A 19,525-nucleotide genomic window follows, 5' to 3' on the forward strand; every position below is an offset into this window, starting at 1 on the left:
ATTACGTTTTCGCGGAACGAGGAGCCTCTATTTTCCCGCTTCGAGGCGTAAAAACAGGTAAAACGCCAAAATAGCGCCCCCACGTTCCGCTTACCGGCCCTGCAACGGCATAATCACCGAAATAGCGGCTCCTCGTTCAGTGTAATCCTCAGATTAGCAGCTTTTATGTCCGAATGCCTTCACGTGACCTCATTGGCAGGTGGTGGCTTTTTTAAATCGATAAATTTTTATGTTTGATACATATATTTTTTTATTGAATTTATTTTATCAAGATGAAAGAAAACTCCAATTGGATGAAACTGTCATTACCAACTAAGATGAGGAAAGAACGATTTAACTTCTCATTGAAAGGAAGATGACAGGATGGCATCCGTAACTGGTTTAGAAGGCATTATTGCAGCAGAAACAGAATTGTCGTTGGTGGATGGGGAGAAAGGTTATCTTGTATATCGGGGCCATGAAGCTAAGAAGTTAGCCTTGGATAAGAGTTTCGAAGAAGTGGCTTATTTACTCTGGCATGGCGAGCTGCCAACAGCGGAGATACTTGTCAATTTCAGAGTCCAATGGTCGGCTCATCGGCATTTGCCCGAAACATTGAAAGCAGCCTTAAATTTGTTGCCATTGGAATGCGATATGATGAGTGTACTGCGTACAGCGATCTCGTTTCTAGGTACAGAGTCCGTGAAGGATGCTGCGTGGCCTCCCCAATATGAGTCAGTCTTAGCACATACAGCTTTGCTGCCAACCATTATTGCTTATAAGTATCGACAATCATTGGGACTTCAGCCTATTGAACCTAATCCAGAGCTGGATCATGTTGCCAACTATTTGTACATGCTGACTGGTATAGTACCACAACCTGTACATGTGAAGGTGTTAACAACTTATTTCATATTAGCAATGGAGCATGGAATGAATGCTTCTACGTTTGCAGGACGAGTAGTGCTGTCTACACAGTCTGATATTGCTTCAGCGCTCTGCGCATCGATTGGCGCGATGAAAGGGCCGCTTCATGGCGGAGCGCCATCTGAAGTCCTTCACATGCTGGATGAAATAGGAACCAAAGAACGTGCAGAAGCTTGGTTGATCGAACAGCTGGAATCGGGGAATCGGCTGATGGGTTTTGGACATCGTATTTATAAAACGAACGATCCTCGAGCTGAAGCGCTAAGGCAAATTATGACGGAATTAGCCTCAGAGGATCCTTGGTTCGATCTTGCTGTTCACGTTGAAAAGTTGGCCGTCGATTTGTTGGCTGTCTATAAACCTGGCCGGAAATTGTATGTGAATGTGGAGTTTTATGCCGCAGCCGTTATGCGAGCTATTGCTTTACCGAAATCTTTATTTACACCTAGCTTTACAGCTAGCCGAATGGTCGGATGGACGGCACATTTACTAGAGCAAGCAAGTTGTAATCGTATTTTTCGGCCTCAATCGGTCTATATCGGTGAGATGCCTTCTGCCTTGCGACAATCATAAAATCAAATGAAGTGAGGCAACGGAGCCTTGCTTTTTTTGTGCGCACCAGCTGTGATATCATTATTTAACGGAACCTCAATACTCTATTTCAATGTGAATAAGAGCCTCTAGAAGCTTCTATTTCCACAAAAAGTGGGTAAACAGGCGAAGTACGAGTCCCTAGAGACTCTTATTTGTTATGGAGATCAGCTTTTTAACTAAAGTTCTTGTGAATAAGAGCCTCCAGAGGCTTCTATTTACACAAAAATGGCTAATGAAGAGAAATAAGAGTCCATAGAGCCTCTTATTAAACTTTAGTGAAGAGTACAAGTTCTACAAAACGGCAAAGATTGAAGTTAGACTAGAAATGAAGCAGGCTTAGTGACGATTAGCAAGGATTCACAGAAGCACATTTATCATTTACGTGCGGAACCGTTAGTAGAAATTGATAATTGGCTGGAGCCTTATCGTCAAGTCTGGTCGAACAGGCTGGATGCGCTTGAACAGTTTTTAGATGAGGAGGAATAAAATATGTTGGCTTCTGTACAAAAGGTTGAGGGTGGCTATATCGCTCGCTTTGATCGTCCATTAAAGCATTCTGTTGAAAAAGTCTGGGCTGCCTTAACCGATAATGATAAATTGGCCAAATGGATGCCTAATCTCCGAGTTGAGGATCTTCGTAATGGGGGTAATATCAAGTTCGATATGAAGGACGAATCTGGGACTTATATCGATATGAAAATTACAGATTTCGAACCATACTCTGTCCTAGAATTCGAGTGGGGTAAAGATCGAGTGCGTTTCGAATTATTCCCAAAGCCGGAAGGTTGTTTACTCGTATTAAATGAGTTTATTAGCGCGATAACCGATCATACACCGAAAGATTTATCGGGATGGCACATTTGCCTCGATATGATGTACGCTTTATTGGATGGACACTTCATGGACTTTCCAAAAAGCGATTGGGAAAAATGGTATGAAAAGTACAAAATAGCATTAAGCAGTATAGAATAGAACAACGCAAATGGTGCTTTAAAGCTGGTCTCTCTGTCCTAATGACGGGGGAACAGCTTATTTGTTCTGGCGAAAGCCCATCATCTCCCACACCTCTTTTCTACCAAAAGTATGATAGAATAGGAGAGATATGAGAACAAAGTATATGCTTACGAAGCAAGCTTTCCAAGGAAAGCTTTAAGGAGGCCCTGTAAATGTCCATTCGATTCGTAATCGGCAGAGCCGGAAGTGGCAAAAGCGAGCGCTGCCTCACAGAGATGAAGCAGCATTTGGCGGCAGAGCCGGAAGGTCATCCGCTTGTTTTACTCGTTCCAGAGCAAGCAACGTTTCAGGCGGAGCATGCGCTTGTCTCTGATCCTAGCATTCGTGGAATGATCCGCGCTCAGGTGTTAAGTTTTCATCGTTTAGCATGGCGTGTCATGCAAGAAGAAGGCGGCACAGCGAGGCTGCCCATTGATGATACAGGCAAGAAATTGCTGCTAACCAGCATTTTACATAAATTTAAAGATGAGCTTCACCTATTCGGTCATTCGGCTGAACAAATGGGGTTCGTAGACCGATTGAATCAACTTTTTACAGAAATGAAACGGTATTGTGTAACTGCTAAGCAGCTGGAAGAACACGAGAGTAGACGTGTGGTTACGCTCGGAGAGAGCGGTTTGCTGCGTGATAAAATGCATGACATAGGGCTGGTCTATCGGCAATTTGAAGCTGAGCTTTCCCGTCAGTATTTGGACGGCGAGGATTATTTAACACTTCTGGCGGAGCAAATACCGAATTCCGCTTATTTGCGGTCGGCATCGGTATGGATCGACGGTTTTCACGGCTTTACGCCACAGGAGTTTGCGGTGCTTGGCGCGCTTTTTGCTGCGTGCAAACAGGTGACGGTTACACTTTGTCTTGATCGTGAGCTGCAGGCTGGGGATACGCCCGATGAGCTGGATTTGTTTCACCCGACAGCGACGACGATGGTACGGATGCAAGAACTCATTTGGAAGCTTGGCTTATCGACAGCTGAAGTTCATCTTATGGCTCCTGAAACATCGCCACGCTATGAAGATAGTCCGGCTCTAGGCTATTTAGAGCGGAATTTCGATCGGCGTATTGGTGGCGGTGCTGGGCGATATACGCCTGCGCCAAACGAGAAATTAAGCGACCAGCTTGTTATTAGAGAGGCTGTCCATCGCCGCGCTGAGGTGGAGGGTGCTGTACGGGATATGCTGCTGCTTGTACGTGAACATGGCGTTCGATGGCGGGAAATGGCTGTCATGGTACGGAACATGGATGGCTATCAGGATTTGTTAAAAGCGGTTTTGACCGATTATGACATTCCTCACTTTTTTGACCAAAAGCGATCAGTCCTTCATCATCCGCTCGTTGAATTCATTCGCTCGGCCTTGGAGGTTGTGCAGCACAATTGGCATTACGATGCCGTATTTCGGTGTGTCAAAACGGATCTGCTGCTGCCAATGGAAGCAGATTCTCAGCGGACGGAGCTGGATAAATTAGAGAATTATGTGCTTGCCTTCGGCATTCAAGGGTACAGATGGACGGACGGCAAGCCATGGACCTTCAAATTCAGAGCTAATTTGGAGCAAGCAGACGATGGTGGACAGGAGCAAACGGCAGAGCTGCAGTCCTTGAATACGAGCAAAGCGTGGGTTGTAAGACCACTGCTTGCCTTTTCGAAACGTTTGCAGCAAGCAAGCTCGGTTAAAGAGCAGGTTGAAGCGTTATATGAGCTTCTGGTTACTGTACAGGCTCCTGAGAAATTAGAGTCCTGGAGCCAGCAAGCAATCCAAGATGGGAAGCCAGAAAAAGCGCGAGAGCATGGCCAAATGTGGGATAGTGTCATGGATATGCTGGATCAATTGGTGGAAACGATGGGGGAGGACTCCTTAAGTCTGGAGCTTTTTAACGGACTTATTGAGACCGGTATGGAGAGTATGAAGCTAGGTTTAGTGCCGCCTTCGATGGATCAGTTATTGATTGGAAGCATGGATCGGACACGCTCCAGCGGGATTCGATATGCTTACATACTGGGCGTCAACGATGGGGTTATCCCTGCTCAAATGGATGAAAAAGGCGTCCTCACGGAAGCGGAAAGAAGTGTACTGACTGAGTCAGGCTTGCCAATGGCGGATGGCAGTCGTCGCAAGCTGTTGGACGAGCAGTTTATTGTATATACGTCGCTAACCGTACCAGGCAAAAGACTTTGGATGAGCTACCCGCTTGCTGACGAGGAAGGGAAATCCCTTCTGCCTTCGGAGCTAATCAAGCAGATGCGTCAGCTTTTTCCGGGAACAGAAGCCCCGCTTTTACTTGCTGAACCAGCAGCTGAATCTCCGGAAGGCGAGCAGGCCGCTTATATTTCACATCCCATTCAAGCTATCTCTTACTTGGCTGTCCGCATGAAGCATTGGATGCTAGGTGGAAGAATGGCCGACCTTTGGTGGGAAACGTACAATTGGTATGCCGGGCAGCCAGTGTGGCAGAGGAAGCTGCAATCGCTAGTTCAAGCGCTGCAATATACGAACAAAGAGAATGGCCTTAGTTCGAAGACAAGCAAGCTTCTATATGGGCAAAATTTACGTGCGAGTGTATCGAGAATGGAGAAGTATGTGGCTTGTCCTTTCTCGCATTTCGTGTCTCATGGCTTAAGACTGCAGGAAAGACGGGTTTACCGACTAGATGCTCCGGACATAGGGCAATTGTTCCACGCAGCTTTAAATCAGTTTGTGCAAAAGCTCCAGCAGGATCAGTTTGATTGGGGCTCGCTTACAGCTGAGCAGTGCATGGAGCGTTCCGCTCAGGTCGTGGACGAGCTCGCGCCAAGACTGCAGGGAGAAATTCTGTTAAGTTCAAGCCGTTATGCTTACATAGCAAGAAAATTGAAGCAAGTTGTAGGCAGAGCTGCTGTTGTGCTCGGTGAGCATGCCAAGCATGGACAATTCCAGCCACTGGGGCTGGAGATTGATTTTGGACCTGGCAAAGAATTGCCGCCGCTAACCTTCGAGTTGGATAATGGCTGCACCATGGAAATTATCGGTCGAATTGACCGAGTGGATCGAGCGGATGGCGAGCAGGGCGTTCTTTTACGCGTTATTGATTATAAATCGAGTCAAACCTCCTTACAGTTATCTGAAGTGTACTATGGTCTTTCCCTGCAAATGCTGACGTATTTGGACGTCATTATTACCCATGCGGAGCAGTGGTTGGGCATTGCGGCGAAGCCAGCAGGCGTGCTTTATTTCCATGTGCACAATCCGATGCTCCAGCAAAAAAATGCGCTCGATCCCTCTGAAGTGGAGAAGGAGCTGCGCAAGCGGTATAAAATGAAAGGTCTAATCACTGCTGATGCGGAAGTAGCCGCTATGATGGACGATGAGCTGGTGAAGAGTGTCGGTCACTCACAGCTTATCCCAGTTGCTTTGAAAAAGGACGGAAGCTTCTATTCAACCTCTTCAGTCGCAACGGATGAACAGTGGGATACACTTCGGAAATATGTGCGGAAACAGGTCAAACAGATTGGAACGGGAATCACAGATGGACATGTGGATATCGCTCCGTATCGCTTGGGTAAAAAAACAGCCTGCCTGCATTGCTCGTATAAATCGATTTGTCAATTTGATCCGTTATTTGAAGGCAATGAGGTTCACCAGCTCAAACAACGGGGCAAAGATCAGTTATGGTCCGATCTGGAGCAAAACGTGAGCCAAGCCTAAAGGCAGAAAGGAGCGTACATACGTGAATAAACAACAACAGCCTAAGCCTCCCGGCAGTACGTGGACGGATGATCAATGGGATGCGATTACACTCAAGGGTCAAAATATGTTGGTTGCCGCTGCAGCTGGTTCAGGCAAAACCGCCGTGCTCGTCGAGCGGATTATACGCCGGATATCCAATGAATGGGAGCCGATTGATGTTGACCGCTTGCTGGTTGCGACGTTTACCAAGGCAGCGGCATCCGAGATGAAGCATCGCATTCGTGAAGCGCTGGAAAAAGAGTTGATGAAGCAGCCGCATTCGCAGCATTTGCGCAAGCAGCTCGCACTGATGGGACGCGCATCGATAACTACGCTGCATTCCTTCTGTCTCGAAGTCGTTCAACGTTACTTCAGCCTTATTCGGTTGGACCCGGGCTTCCGTATCGCAAACGAAACGGAGGCAGACCTGCTTCGCCAAGACTTGTTAGGCGAAATGCTTGAGCAGTACTACGCCGCGAGCGGAGAGAACAGCGCCTTCTGGCGGCTGGTCGATTCGTTTAGCGGCGAGCGCAACGACGACGCGATCATGCAGCTTATTCAGAAGCTGTATGATGTGTCGCGCAGTCATCCGTGGCCGGAGTACTGGCTTAGGGCGACGGCTTCGATGTTTGGACCGCCGGCGCCGCAGGTACCGCAGGACGTGCCGGATGAGGCAGCCTCCATTATGCAGGAGGCGCTGCCTTATGTTGCCGCTGCGACTGCGCCAGCGGACTATTCGATCTGGGAGCAGAGTCTGATCCGCGACCTGTCTTTGGAGCTGGAAGGAGCCGCTGATCTGCTGCGGCAAGCGCAGCAAATTGCTGAATCGCCTGGCGGACCGGCTCCGTATTTGGATAATTTGCGAGAAGATTTGCTGCTCGTAAACAATTTGCGTGAAACGACCACGTATCCGTGGTCGGTCTTGTATCTTGGATTTCAAACGGTCGAGTTCGGGAAGCTAAAAGCTTGCAAGGGCGATGACTACGATAAAGAGCTTCAAGAGGAAGTCAAAGATCTGCGCAATAAAGCCAAAGAGCAAATTAACAAAATGAAAGAAGAGCTGTTCGGACGTACACCGGAACAATTCCATCAAGAAATTGGCGAAATGGCTCCTCTGCTTCACACGTTAGTGGATCTGGTTGTTGATTTCGGACAGCGGTATCAAGAGGCCAAGCAAGCTAAGGGTTTGATCGATTTTGCTGATTTGGAGCATTATTGCTTACAAATTCTTAGCGCTGAGGGCTCTATCCCCGGGGAACTGATTCCATCCGAGGCTGCACAGGCATATCGCAGACAATTCGTGGAAGTGCTTCTGGATGAATATCAGGATACGAACCGCGTACAGGAAGCTATTGTTGAATTAATCTCAAATTCGAAGCCTGGCAATCGGTTTATGGTAGGCGATGTGAAACAGAGTATATATCGGTTCCGTCTGGCTGAGCCAGGTCTCTTTCTGGAGAAGTATAAGGCGTACCGTTCCAATAAAGATGAGTTAACAGAAACATCTTCCGATGGTGGAAGAATCGATTTGGCACGTAATTTCCGCAGTCGCATTCAGGTTGTCGATGCGGTCAATTTTATTTTTAAACAAATGATGAATGAAACCGTTGGTGAAATCACCTATGATGAGCGCGCTGAACTTGTATACGGAGCGGGCTATCCGCCATCTGCCTCAGATTGTTCGGTGGAAATGCTGATTGTCGATCGTGGGACGGAAGTGCCAGACAAGAGTGAATCGTTCACTGAAGAGGCAGACGATCAAGATTCAGAAGCTTTTGGAGAGGGAGCTGAAGGGGCCTCTGATCCCGTGATAGAAGCGCAAGAACTGGAAACAGCTCAGCTGGAAGCGCGCACGATTGCCCGTCAAATTCGAGGATTGCTGGGTGCTGGGGGACAGGAAGCTTTTCAGGTTTTTGATAAAAGAACCGGCGGTGATCGTCCTGCAACCTATCGCGATATCGTGATTTTGCTGCGGGCGACGCAGGCCTGGTCTCCTGTCATCATTGAAGAACTCAAAAAACAGGGCATACCAGCTTATGCGGAACTGAGCACGGGATATTTTTCTGCAACTGAAGTAGAAGTGATGCTTTCGTTGTTGAAAGTCATCGACAATCCGTATCAGGATGTGCCGCTTGCGGCAGTATTACGATCACCGGTTGTGCAGCTAACAGCGGAGGATTTAGCACAAATCAGGGTCGCCGATAAGTCCGTGCCTTTTTACGAGTCTGTCTTACAGGTAGTAAAAAGTGCAGAGTCTGTTGATAACGAAGCTCTTTTACAAAAGCTGAACCATTTCCTTGGGCTTCTAGAAAATTGGCGAAATGATGCTAGACAAGGCTCCCTTGCCGATTTAATTTGGAGTATCTATAGACAAACGGGCTACTACGATTTTGCCGGCGGATTGCCGGGGGGCATGCAAAGACAAGCAAATTTAAGAGCATTGTACGATCGTGCAAGACAATATGAAAGCACATCTCTACGCGGATTATTCCGCTTCCTGCGTTTTATTGAACGAATGAAAGAGAGCGGCGGAGATCTAGGCACAGCGCGTGCGCTTGGTGAACAAGAAGATGTGGTTCGCATCATGTCCATTCATAAAAGTAAAGGGCTTGAGTTCCCTGTTGTATTCGTGGCAGGAATGGCCAAAATGTTCAATCAGCGCGATCTAAATGATGCTTTTTTACTGCATAAAGAGCTTGGCTTCGGTCCTCGGTTTGTGGATACGAATTTGCGTGTAAGCTATCCGACGCTGCCTTCATTAGCTATTAAAAGAAGAATGAAGCTAGAACTGCTTGCAGAGGAAATGCGCGTCTTGTATGTTGCTCTCACAAGGGCGAGAGAAAAGCTGTATTTACTAGGCACAGTTAAATCGCTCGATAAGCTGCTGCGTGGTTGGGGGCGTCATCTGTCTAGGACAGATTGGTATTTGCCGGACTTTGAACTGGCGAAAGCGCGAAGCTATCTCGATTGGGTCGGACCTGCCCTGCTTCGTCATCCAGATGCGGCTCTTTGGAGAGAGCGCCTCGGCATTAGTGAGGCATCTTCTGGCGTCCGTCTGCTGCAAGATCCTTCACATTGGAAGTTGACGGTTATCCAGCCAGAGAGTTTGCATATGGAAGAAACGCTGGAAGCTGAGAGCATGGTACCCGACGCAGACCGAATGTCAGCTGTTCATCAAAGTCATTCTGTGCCTACGGTGGGCAGATGGAAGGATTGGTTGGAGGATCGGCTTTCTTGGACATACGAATACCCGGATGCGCCTAAGCATTTTGCTAAGACCACAGTGTCGGAAATGAAGCGGTTGTCTGAAATGAATCGGCTCGCGGGAGAAATGGAATTTCCAGCTGGAGCAGATATTGCTGTTTTGGATGAATCTCAGGTGAAGCCAAAGACTGCGGTATGGCGCAGGCCTAGATTCATGGAAGAGAAAAAGCTAACTGCAGCTGAAAAAGGGACCGTTGTCCACGCTGTCATGCAAAATCTTTCTTTGCAGGAATCGCCGACGGAATCGAGTATAAAGGCAACTCTTGCGGAGATGCTGAACAAACAAACGCTCACGCAGGAGCAGTGTGATGTTGTAGATATTCCGGTTGTATTGAAGTTTTTCGAAACGGAAGTTGGCAAACGGATGGTACAAGCTGCGAACGTACAACGTGAGGTGCCATTTAGCTACGGACTGCCTGCGGATGAGGTCTATATGGGAACAGACCGTTCCGCAATAGGTGAGACGGTGTTAATTCAAGGGGTTATCGATTGTTTATTCGAAGACGAACTTGGACTCGTGTTGGTTGACTATAAAACGGATGCGGTAAAGGGAAGCAGTGATGCCGAACTGAAGGTGCGTTATGAGAAGCAAATTTCACTGTATACCCGGGCCGTGGAACATATTTGGAAGCGTCCTGTAAATGGGAAGTTCTTGTATTTCTTTGATGGGGCGAAATTGTTGGAGATGTAAAAGGGACAGACTGATAGATAGATAGATAGATAGATAGATAGATACGGAGCATATGACATGCTTAGAGAGGAGATGAGTTATGCGGATTTTACATACGGCTGACTGGCACTTCGGTCGAACACTCGAAGGACGCAGTCGGTTGGAGGAACAGACAGCTTTCATGGATGAGCTTGTGCAGATTGTGCAAGATCAAGCCATCGATTTGGTTCTGATCGCAGGAGATATCTATGACAGCGTAAATCCACCCGCTGCTGCTGAACAGCTTTTCTATGAAGGCATTGCCAGATTGGCTGACGGCGGTAAGCGCCAAGTGGCCATTATCTCCGGCAACCACGATCATCCGGATCGGCTTGCAGCTTCAGGTCCGCTTGCGGCTAAACAAGGGATCACGATAATTGGCTTACCGGTCCCTGACATACAGTCTATAGGTATCGCTAGAACAGGTGAGTTGGCACGTCTGATTGCACTCCCGTACCCGTCGGAATCGCGACTCAAGGAGCTGCTATCGGATGTTGCCGAGGAGGAAGTGCTGCGCAGTAAATATTCCGAGCGAGTGGGTGCGCTTATTCGTAAACAAGCAGCTTCTTTTGAAGCCGGCACGGTGAATCTGATCATGAGCCATTTGTACGTTCTTGGCGGTCATGAAACGGAATCGGAACGCCCTATTCAAGTAGGGGGCGCCTACACGGTAGATACGAATGCTCTAACGGCAGGAGCGCAGTATGTTGCGCTTGGTCATTTGCATAGACCGCAGAATGTGAAAGCAGCTTCTCCCATCCGTTACTGCGGTTCTCCAATCGCCTACAGCTTCTCGGAAGCCGGCCAAGCGAAGTCGGTCACAGTGCTTGATCTAGCTCCGGGACAAGCGGCCGAGCCTAAAGAGATATTTCTGACTTCGGGCCGCCCTCTTGTTAGTTGGAAAGCTAAAGAAGGAATTGGCCAGGTGCACCAATGGCTGGATGAACAACGCGATGCCAATGCCTGGATTGATTTGGAAGTCACGATGACAGAAGCCATGTCCATTGAGCAGATTCAATCACTGCGCAAAGCATATGAAGGCTTCATACATATTCGACCCATTTACCCAGAGATGGAGGCAGTCCGAGCTGTTGTATCGAGAGCTGATTTGTCGATGGAGGAGCATTTCACGCGCTTTTATTCGCGTCAAACAGGTGGTGCGCAGCCTGAGCCTGAATTGGTTCGGTTGTTTTTGGAGCTGCTGCAGGAGAAGGATTTGGCGGATGCTGCTGGGGAGTAAGGAGGGGGGAGGGAAACCTTTAATCCCTTGGTACTCACTGGAACATTTTGTAATCACGGAAACATGCATTCAGCATTCACTCAGAGTTTCTTCCTTCCACGAACTGGAAGCTGCATTTTGTGCATGTATTTCAAGCGATATGGCAATAAATGTGCGTTTTGATGCAAAAAGTGCAGTTAATATCGTCAAATTTGCGCAAATAGCTACTGTTTAAGAGAATTTGATGTAGTTTTTGCAGCTAAGTTTCTCGGAACTGGCTTCTGCGCGATAATTTGCTGCAGTTTTTGCAGTAGATTTTGCGCGGGGTGAATGAGCTAAAAGTCAAATTTGTGGAATTACTTTGAGGTGCACTTTTTGCTGCGGATTCGTTACATGGAAAGCATTGTTTTATGCCCAATAAGTGCTTGTGGATAACTACGAATACCTAGGTTGTTTTTTTTATTAACGAAGAAAAAACAGATGGAACATATAACAAGAGATTCTAGCGTTTTTTTGAAAGGAGGATTTGGCATGCGTCCAATTCAGTTGCAAATGTCCGGACTTCAGAGTTATCGGGAAATGCAGACGATCGATTTTAGCCAATTAGTGGATGCGGGCGTGTTTGGCATATTTGGGCCCACAGGTAGTGGGAAATCATCGATTCTTGATGCGATCACGCTATCGTTATATGGCAAAGTGGAAAGAGCTAGCGGGGGCACGCAAGCGATTATGAATCATGCGGAGCAGACGTTGTTCGTTTCTTTTACGTTTGAGCTGACGAATGCGGCTGGCACTGAGCGTTATCGCGTCGAGCGGCAATTCAAACGCGGAACAGAGTTGTCCATAAACGGGACAATTAGTCGGCTTTTACATATCAAAGGGACTGAGACCATTGTACTAGCGGATAAAGCGGGTGAGGTGAATCAGCAGGTACAGCATATTCTGGGTCTGTCTATGCAGGACTTTACGAGAGCTGTTGTGCTCCCGCAAGGGAAATTCGCAGAATTTCTGACGTTGACCGGCAAGGATCGTAGGCAAATGCTGCAGAGGCTATTTCACCTTGAGCAGTATGGAGATCATTTGAGCGCAAAGGTTAGTTCCAAAGTGAAAGAAACGGACAGCACAGTTAAGCAGCTTGCTGCAGAGCAGCAAGGGCTTGGGGATGCTTCAGAGAGAGCGCTAGAAGAGGCCAATGCCAAACTTCTGGAAGCAGAACAAGAAGCGGTTCGAAGTCGTCTTCATTTGGAACAGCAAGAGAAGTCTTATGACGAGCATAAGCAGGTTTTTCAGTGGCAGATTGAGAAAAAAGCGCTGGAACAAGAGACCCAAAAGCAGCAGGAGCAAGAGCCGTTAATCCTCGAAAAGGAGCAGCTTCTGCAAAAAGCAGAGCAGGCCGAAAAAGTGAGGCCCTATCTGGAACAGCATGCTTTGGCAGCCAAAGATGTGTTAACAGGGGAAACGCAGCTTAAGATTGCAGCAGCTTCCCAACAAACGGCGGAAACATCCTATCAGCAAGCTGTTCACAAATTTGAACATGCGCAGCAAGAGCTGGCTTCACAGGAAGGGCCGCTTTTATTGCGGTTGGACCAACTGCAGCAAGCCCTTATCATTCAGCAGGAGCTTGAACAAGTTCAAAGCCAAATCCAAGCCGCTCAGCTTCAAGAGGCAGAAGTCAAGGCGACATTAACGCATTTGCAGGCTGAAGTGAGTAAAAGCATTGAAACAAAACAAAAAGCCATTCTTAAACAAACCGAGCTTAAGGATCAGTTGAAGTTGGTGGAAACCAAATCGGTTTCCCGACAACTTTTACAATCCGCGTCTCAAGAAAAGAAAGCAATTGAACTACTCCAAGCCCAAGAGCTTGAAGCTAAGAAGGCCAGAGAAGAAAAAGCTGTCGCTTACTCAGCAGTAGATCAGAGCCAATTGCAATTAACAGGCAAGCTGCAAGCCTTTCAAGTTAAAATGTCAGGATGGCTAAAGGGGTTACAGGAAACTGGTTTACAGGTTAACTTGCAAGGTGCAGCGTTCACCCATTTCGTTCCTGCTTTGCAAGCTTACAAAGAGAGACTGAAGCTGAGCTGGAAAAGGCAAGAGCGTCATGCATTGGCTGCGATTCTTGCCAGTGAGCTTATGGATGGGGATCACTGTCCTGTATGCGGTGCGACAGAGCATCCGTTAAAGCAGATTAGCGTAGTACCAGCTGAAACTGCCAATGATCTGGATGCAAATGAAGAACGGCTTCGACAAGTAGAAGAGCTGCTTCAGCTTGCAAAAGAGCATCAATTCACAGGGCAGCAGTTGCTGCGTAGAATCTCATCTGTTCATCGGCAGGCCGTAGATTTGGCGGCGGTCCTAGCCGCATCCGGTCAGGAACAAGCTGAATGGATGACCAGCGAACAATCCTCTATGGTATGGGGGGAGGCAGCTGCTGGGAAAGAAGAAGTTACTGCCAATCTTGGTGAGCTTCATGAAGATATAAGTTTTGAGACTTTGAGTGAACAATGGAATGAGATGAAAACGAACCTGGATTCCTGTATTTCCCAGTCTGATGAACTTGAACGCGGTTTTCAAGGCTTACAGAAAGAGCATGCACTTCTTGCCCAACAATTCGTACAAGCAGGTGCTCAAATGCAAGCGGCTGCGAGCTTATTGACGGAAGCGGATAGCAGGTTAGCTTCAATTACAACAACACTAGGTGAGCAGTTAAAAGGTTGGCAGGAGCGTTATGAGGAGCTTTCATGGGAGGCCGTGGATCAGCAGCTTGAACAGCTTCTTGCCAATGAGCGATTAGCCGAGGAACTCCGCGGCCGAATTGAGAAGAGCATCCCGTTTCTTGACGAGCTAAACGGGAAGATCGACGAGCTCCAGCGCGCCGCACTGGAGCAGGATCGAACCGCCCTGCAGCTGCATGAACGGCTGCAGGGCTTGGCGCAGCTCGCCGCCGACAAGTCGCGGCAGCTTGCTTTGCGCGCGCCCGGCGCGGCTGTGCCGCAGCTCATCGCGGAGGCGACCTCCGCGCTGGAGCAGCTGCGGCAGCTCGCGCAGATGACCAAGCTCGCGCACGCTGCTGCGCAGCGCGAGCAGCTCCTGGCGGCGCAGCGCTACAGCGCCGCCGCCGAAGCCGCTGCCGCCGCCGCGCGGCAGCTGGCGCAGACCGAGCGCGCGCTGCACGGCGCGCTCGCAGATAACGGCTTCGCGTCGCGCGAAGCCGCAGAAGCCGCGGCGCTGGCGCCCGAGCAGCGCCGCCAGTGGGCGCAGCTCGCGGCGGAGCACCGCGAGCGCGAGCAGGCGCTGCGCGCCCAGCTGGCGCAGCTGGCAGCGAAGCTGCAGGGCCGCGTGCTGAGCGCGGACGAGTGGGCGCAGTCGCAGGCGCAGCTGAGCGCAGCGAAAGCGGCCGCCGAGGCCGCGCTCGAGACGCGGGCCAAAGCGGCGCAGGGCGCGAGCGAGCTTGCTGCGCGGCATGCGAGGTGGTGCGAGCTTGAGGCGCGTCGTGTCGATCAGGCGGCGCAGCTGGAACGGCTTGGCAAGCTGCAAGCCGTGCTTAAGGCCAATGCCTTCGTCGAATACCTCGCCGAAGAGCAGCTCATGCAAGTTAGCCGCGCGGCTTCGGAGCGGCTAAGTGAATTGACGCGTCGACGCTATGCGATTGAGGTCGACTCTGGTGGAGGCTTCGTCATCCGTGATGATGCCAACGGCGGGGTGAAACGGCCGGTAAGCACGTTATCTGGCGGTGAAACGTTCCTTACCTCGCTAGCCTTAGCGCTCGCGCTTTCGGCACAGATCCAGCTGAAAGGGGAATATCCGCTGGAATTCTTCTTCCTCGATGAAGGCTTCGGTACGCTCGACCAAGAGCTGCTGGACATGGTCATCGGTGCGCTTGAGAAGCTTCATATGGACAGTCTAGCTGTAGGCGTCATTTCCCACGTTCCAGAGCTCCGTGCTCGTCTAGCTCGGAAATTAATCGTCCTCCCGGCAGAGCCTTCTGGGCGCGGGAGCCGCATTGTCGTTGAGGAACTGTAGCTTTCAATTGCAACGGCTAAGAACTTACTGAGGAAGGTGAGCTTTTGTTAACTTTCGAAAGACAAAATAATAAGTTTAATTTTAGAGTTGCAGGGATTTCGATTCATAACAACAAGATCCTCCTACATACAGCTCCAGAACATGATTACTGGGTTTTGCCAGGGGGACGTGTGGAATTTAATGAATCAACAAGTGATGGAATCGTGAGGGAAATACAAGAGGAACTGGGCGTCTTATCACATGTAGAACGTCTAAGTTATGTTCATGAATTGATTTATACAGAAAATGGAAAAAATTTTCATGAGCTTGGTTTTTATTATTTGATCACATTGCCAGAGAATAACGAAATAATAAGTAAGGATTCTGAATTTAAAGGGATTGAGGACGGCAGCAGATTGATTTTTAGGTGGTTTTCATTTGATGAATTAGATCAAATTGAGGTCTATCCCGAATTTATTAAGAGAGATTTTCATGTCCTATTAACTTCTGAGCTTATAAAGCATGAAGTGACAATTGAGATGTAAATCTAATGAGTCTTTAACCAGTTATTTTCGACATATTACCCTATCCAAGGCTAATGACGCTCCAAACGTCGTTAGCCTTTTTTACATCCTCCAAATCAACTTTAGGTGATGTCATCAAGCCGATTTGTACAAGTTGGCATACACTGCAATCATCTTTAGGGAAGAGGAGAATGTGAATGGCTACATTTAATGAAGCGCTAAAACATAAGAATAGAATTTCCTCCGTTTTACTAAAAAGAGCGGAGGTCATGGCTGTTGGTGTTGGTTATGCAGATCCAAGTAAACCGGCACTCGGTGCTGGCGTTATTGTTTATACGCATCAAAAAACCATCCCATCCAGTCTGAACAGCCTCAAAGGAGTGGTTGCCAAAGCAGGCACGTCAGTTCCCGTTCGTTTTGTGCCTTCTGGGAAATTTAAAACGAATGCCTCATCTTCAAAACCGAAAGTCTTCCGGCCAACCTTATTTCGCAATAGAATTCGTCCCGTGCCAGGCGGAGTAAGTATCGGTAAACCGGATCCGTTTGCCACAGGGACAGCGGGTGTGATTGTAATCAAAAACAACCAACTTTATATTCTGAGCAACAATCATGTTCTGATTAAAGACAACTCATCTGCCTTCTCTGCAACTGTGCAACCAGGCCCAGCAGATGCAGCGATTTCCGGAAATACCATAGGGAGAGCCTTCCAATTCGTCAGATTGCGCCCGGGGGAAGTCAATTTCCAAGATTCAGCGATTGCACTGCCGTTTTCAAATAGCCTATTGAATCCAAGATACTTAGTTAGTGCTTCGGGGCAGCTTGTTACAGTACCTGGTCATTTGCTAAGCTATCCTGTCGGTCTTCAAGTGTTTAAATCGGGGCGTACAACAGGGTTTGTGAGAGGAACGGTGGAATCCAATAATGTGGATGTGCGTGTTTCCTATGGAGGAACTTTAGGGACATTATTATTCCGAAATCAATCGGTTATTCGTGGAAATACAGGTGCTGTTTCGCTCCCTGGTGATTCCGGTTCCGTATGGCTTCGCTCAACGGATCGCTTCGCTGCTGCGCTCAATTTTGCTGGTACAGCGGATGGTATGCGCTCGATTAGTAATCCGATAGGACTAGTGATGTCGACGTATGGTTTACGCATTGCCATTCCGGCCCCTGGTGGAACTTTCAAAGCCGGCGCGATTAAAGGGATTGCTCCACGAGGCAACCATTCTTACGTTCAGCCACTAACAGATGAACAACGTAAACGCACACGAGCTGTGCTAGTTAAGTCCTCTAAGTAAATCCTTTCCTTTCATCCAAAAACCAATGAATTAAGTTCATTGGTTATTTGCTTTTTATTTATTTTTCGACAAAATGCTACTTTTTTCCATTCAAGGCGTATTAGTTAGGGACATATAAACTTACAACAGGATCGAAGGGAGTCATCTTCATTTGAAAATCACTAAAAAAAGAATCGGAATTATGACGTTGGCTGTAGGAATTATCGCAGCTAGCCTAGCAAGTGCACCAGCGCCCGCTCGTGCAGATGTCGTATGGGATCATTGGCAAAAAGCGGAGTTGCTTCGTGCAAGTGGGAATAAAGCTGAAGCTGTACCGCATTGGCAATTTCTGGCTAATCATTATGCAGGCGCCGGAGAGTGGGAGAATGCAGCTTTATTTTATGGAAACTTGGCCGCCTACTACGATGCAATTGGTGATTACGATCAAGCGATTAGCTTTTACGAATCAGAAAACGAATATTGGGTGAAAGCCGGAAAGGATTGGGGAGCTGTTAAGCTGCAGCGAACCGATCAAATTCGAACAACGGTCGAGTTGTATAGACTGGATCGTAATGAGTCGACGGTACAGCAGTTAGCCCTGCCGAAGAACAGTCAACTGGCTAAGTTTGAACCTACATACGGTACTTATCTTGGGGTGTACTCCGAACAGGATCCTAAGGTGGGTAATATTTTCACGAAGATGGAAACGGAATATGGCAAAAAACACGCGATTTATTTGGCTTATGCACATTGGGGTCAAGGATTCCCTGCTATGTATGCGAAGAGAGCAAAAGATGCGGGTGGCGCTTTACAAATCGCTTGGGAGCCTGACGATGGTTTAGATCCTGTTACTGACAGCGCCTATTTGCGAAAATGGGCACAAGATGCTAAGGCGGCAGGCATCCCGATCTTCTTGCGTTTTGCTGGGGAAATGAATGGCGCTTGGGTTAAATGGCACGGAAACCCTGCCCAATATATTGCGAAATTCCGTATGCTGCACGATGTATTTGCTGCTGAAGCTCCGAATGTCGCGATGGTTTGGAGTCCTGGCGATGTACCAGCGAATGATATTGACCCTTATTATCCGGGAGATGCTTATGTAGATTGGGTTGGGGTTAGCTTATATATTGAGCCTTATGAAAATGGGGATCCGTCTCTGCCTTCCATGATTTCTACGAGCAATGTAGAGAGGTTATCGAGGCTTTACAACACCTATTCAGACCGTAAACCGTTAATGCTAAGTGAAACGGGTGTCCCGCATTATGCGCACTCGGCAGGCGAGGATTTCACGGAATGGGCGAAACTTAATCTGCAGCGATTATATGAGATTATGCCTTATAAATATCCAAGATTGAAGGCGATCACTTACTTTAACGTCGATCAAAAGATGGAAAATGCGAAAAACGACTACTCACTTTCCACTTCATCTGAAATCCAAAATTACTACAGCAAGCTGATTGCTAATCCTTATTTGCTATCCAAGGTAACAGACGCAGCTAAACCTACTGATCGTCTAGGTTATGTACCTGTAGATGCGAATCATCAGGTTTTTACGAAACAAACCAAGTTAATCCCTTTTGTCAAAATTCCTGACGTTTACATTGGCAAAGTAGAGTACCTCTTAAACGGACAAGTGATTGCTTCTCAATCAGATTTGCCTTACGGTCTGGAGCTGCGAGCCGGTGATGTTCCGGAGGGTTCTGTTATTCAGATCAGGGTTTATAATAAATCCGGTAAACAGACAGCTTTGCGTACCTTCGGTTTATCCTCACAAGTTTCTGTTGAAATTGATGGGAAAGAGCAGAAATTTGAGCAAGCACCTGTCATTGTAAAAGGTTCAACATTCACGCCGCTTCGTGCGATTTTCGAAGCGATGGGTGCAACGGTGGATTATGAGGCAGCAACTAGAACAGTTACAGCCAAAAAAGGAAGTACCACATTACGCCTAACTCTTGATGAGAAAACGGTGTATGTGAACGGCCAGGCTGTTCAGTTAGATGAGCCAGCACAGCTGGTTAATGGTTATACACTCGCGCCTGCTCGATTCGTCGGGGAAACATTTGGCGGCAAAGTCGCGTGGGATGGCACAAGCAGAACGGTTACGATTACAACCAAATAGAAAATGTCTTCAAAAAATTGTAGCTGTTTCATCGCCTGAGAAGAAAGTCAGAGCGTTGGAGCAGCTTTTTTCCTATGTATTAGGAAGATGTAGATAACCATGTTGTATTCTCTACAACAATTCCCGCGCATAAAGGCTATTTTGCAACTCGAAGTTGCAGTTCGTACAACATTTTGAGCCAATTTGATGCAAAATCGGC

11 protein-coding genes are annotated in these 19,525 nt (G+C 47.9%); all 11 read left to right on the plus strand.

Features of this window, described 5'->3' with window-relative positions; genetic code table 11:
* Positions 1-363: 363 nt before the first annotated feature.
* The 11 genes from ACBP55_RS15670 (at position 364) to ACBP55_RS15720 (ending at position 19,326) form a co-directional block, all read left to right on the plus strand.
* Entirely contained in the window at positions 364-1,479 is a 1,116-nt protein-coding gene (locus tag ACBP55_RS15670; protein ID WP_464652708.1) for a citrate/2-methylcitrate synthase, read from the plus strand.
* A gap of 360 nt (positions 1,480-1,839) precedes the next feature.
* Entirely contained in the window at positions 1,840-1,986 is a 147-nt protein-coding gene (locus ACBP55_RS15675) for a hypothetical protein (protein ID WP_464652709.1), read from the plus strand.
* 3 nt (positions 1,987-1,989) lie between these two features.
* On the plus strand, positions 1,990-2,472 hold the full coding sequence (locus ACBP55_RS15680; protein WP_464652710.1) for an SRPBCC family protein: 483 nt from the start codon (positions 1,990-1,992) through the stop codon (positions 2,470-2,472).
* Between the two features lie 194 nt (positions 2,473-2,666).
* A complete protein-coding gene (gene addB / locus ACBP55_RS15685) occupies positions 2,667-6,197 on the plus strand; it encodes a helicase-exonuclease AddAB subunit AddB (RefSeq protein WP_464652711.1) in 3,531 nt (1,176 codons plus the stop codon).
* Positions 6,198-6,219: 22 nt separating this feature from the next.
* The gene (gene addA, locus ACBP55_RS15690; protein ID WP_464652712.1) at positions 6,220-10,173 is read left to right on the plus strand and encodes a helicase-exonuclease AddAB subunit AddA; all 3,954 of its coding nucleotides are present in this window, start codon (positions 6,220-6,222) and stop codon (positions 10,171-10,173) included.
* A gap of 79 nt (positions 10,174-10,252) precedes the next feature.
* On the plus strand, positions 10,253-11,431 hold the full coding sequence (locus ACBP55_RS15695; RefSeq protein WP_464652713.1) for an exonuclease SbcCD subunit D: 1,179 nt from the start codon (positions 10,253-10,255) through the stop codon (positions 11,429-11,431).
* Entirely contained in the window at positions 11,415-11,645 is a 231-nt protein-coding gene (locus ACBP55_RS15700; protein ID WP_464652714.1) for a hypothetical protein, read from the plus strand. Before ACBP55_RS15695 ends, ACBP55_RS15700 begins: the two co-directional genes overlap by 17 nt.
* 296 nt (positions 11,646-11,941) lie before the next feature.
* Positions 11,942-15,430 (plus strand): AAA family ATPase, encoded by a 3,489-nt coding sequence (locus tag ACBP55_RS15705; protein WP_464652715.1) that lies wholly within the window; start codon positions 11,942-11,944, stop codon positions 15,428-15,430.
* 44 nt (positions 15,431-15,474) lie between these two features.
* Positions 15,475-15,954 carry an NUDIX hydrolase gene (locus ACBP55_RS15710; protein WP_464652716.1) on the plus strand — a complete coding sequence of 160 codons (480 nt, stop codon included), beginning with the start codon at positions 15,475-15,477 and terminating at the stop codon, positions 15,952-15,954.
* A 176-nt stretch (positions 15,955-16,130) separates the two neighbouring features.
* On the plus strand, positions 16,131-17,228 hold the full coding sequence (locus ACBP55_RS15715; protein WP_464652717.1) for a chymotrypsin family serine protease: 1,098 nt from the start codon (positions 16,131-16,133) through the stop codon (positions 17,226-17,228).
* Positions 17,229-17,379: 151 nt separating this feature from the next.
* Positions 17,380-19,326 (plus strand): stalk domain-containing protein, encoded by a 1,947-nt coding sequence (locus tag ACBP55_RS15720; RefSeq protein ID WP_464652718.1) that lies wholly within the window; start codon positions 17,380-17,382, stop codon positions 19,324-19,326.
* Positions 19,327-19,525: the final 199 nt, after the last annotated feature.

The sequence above is a fragment of the Paenibacillus sp. WG02 genome, from assembly GCF_055396115.1.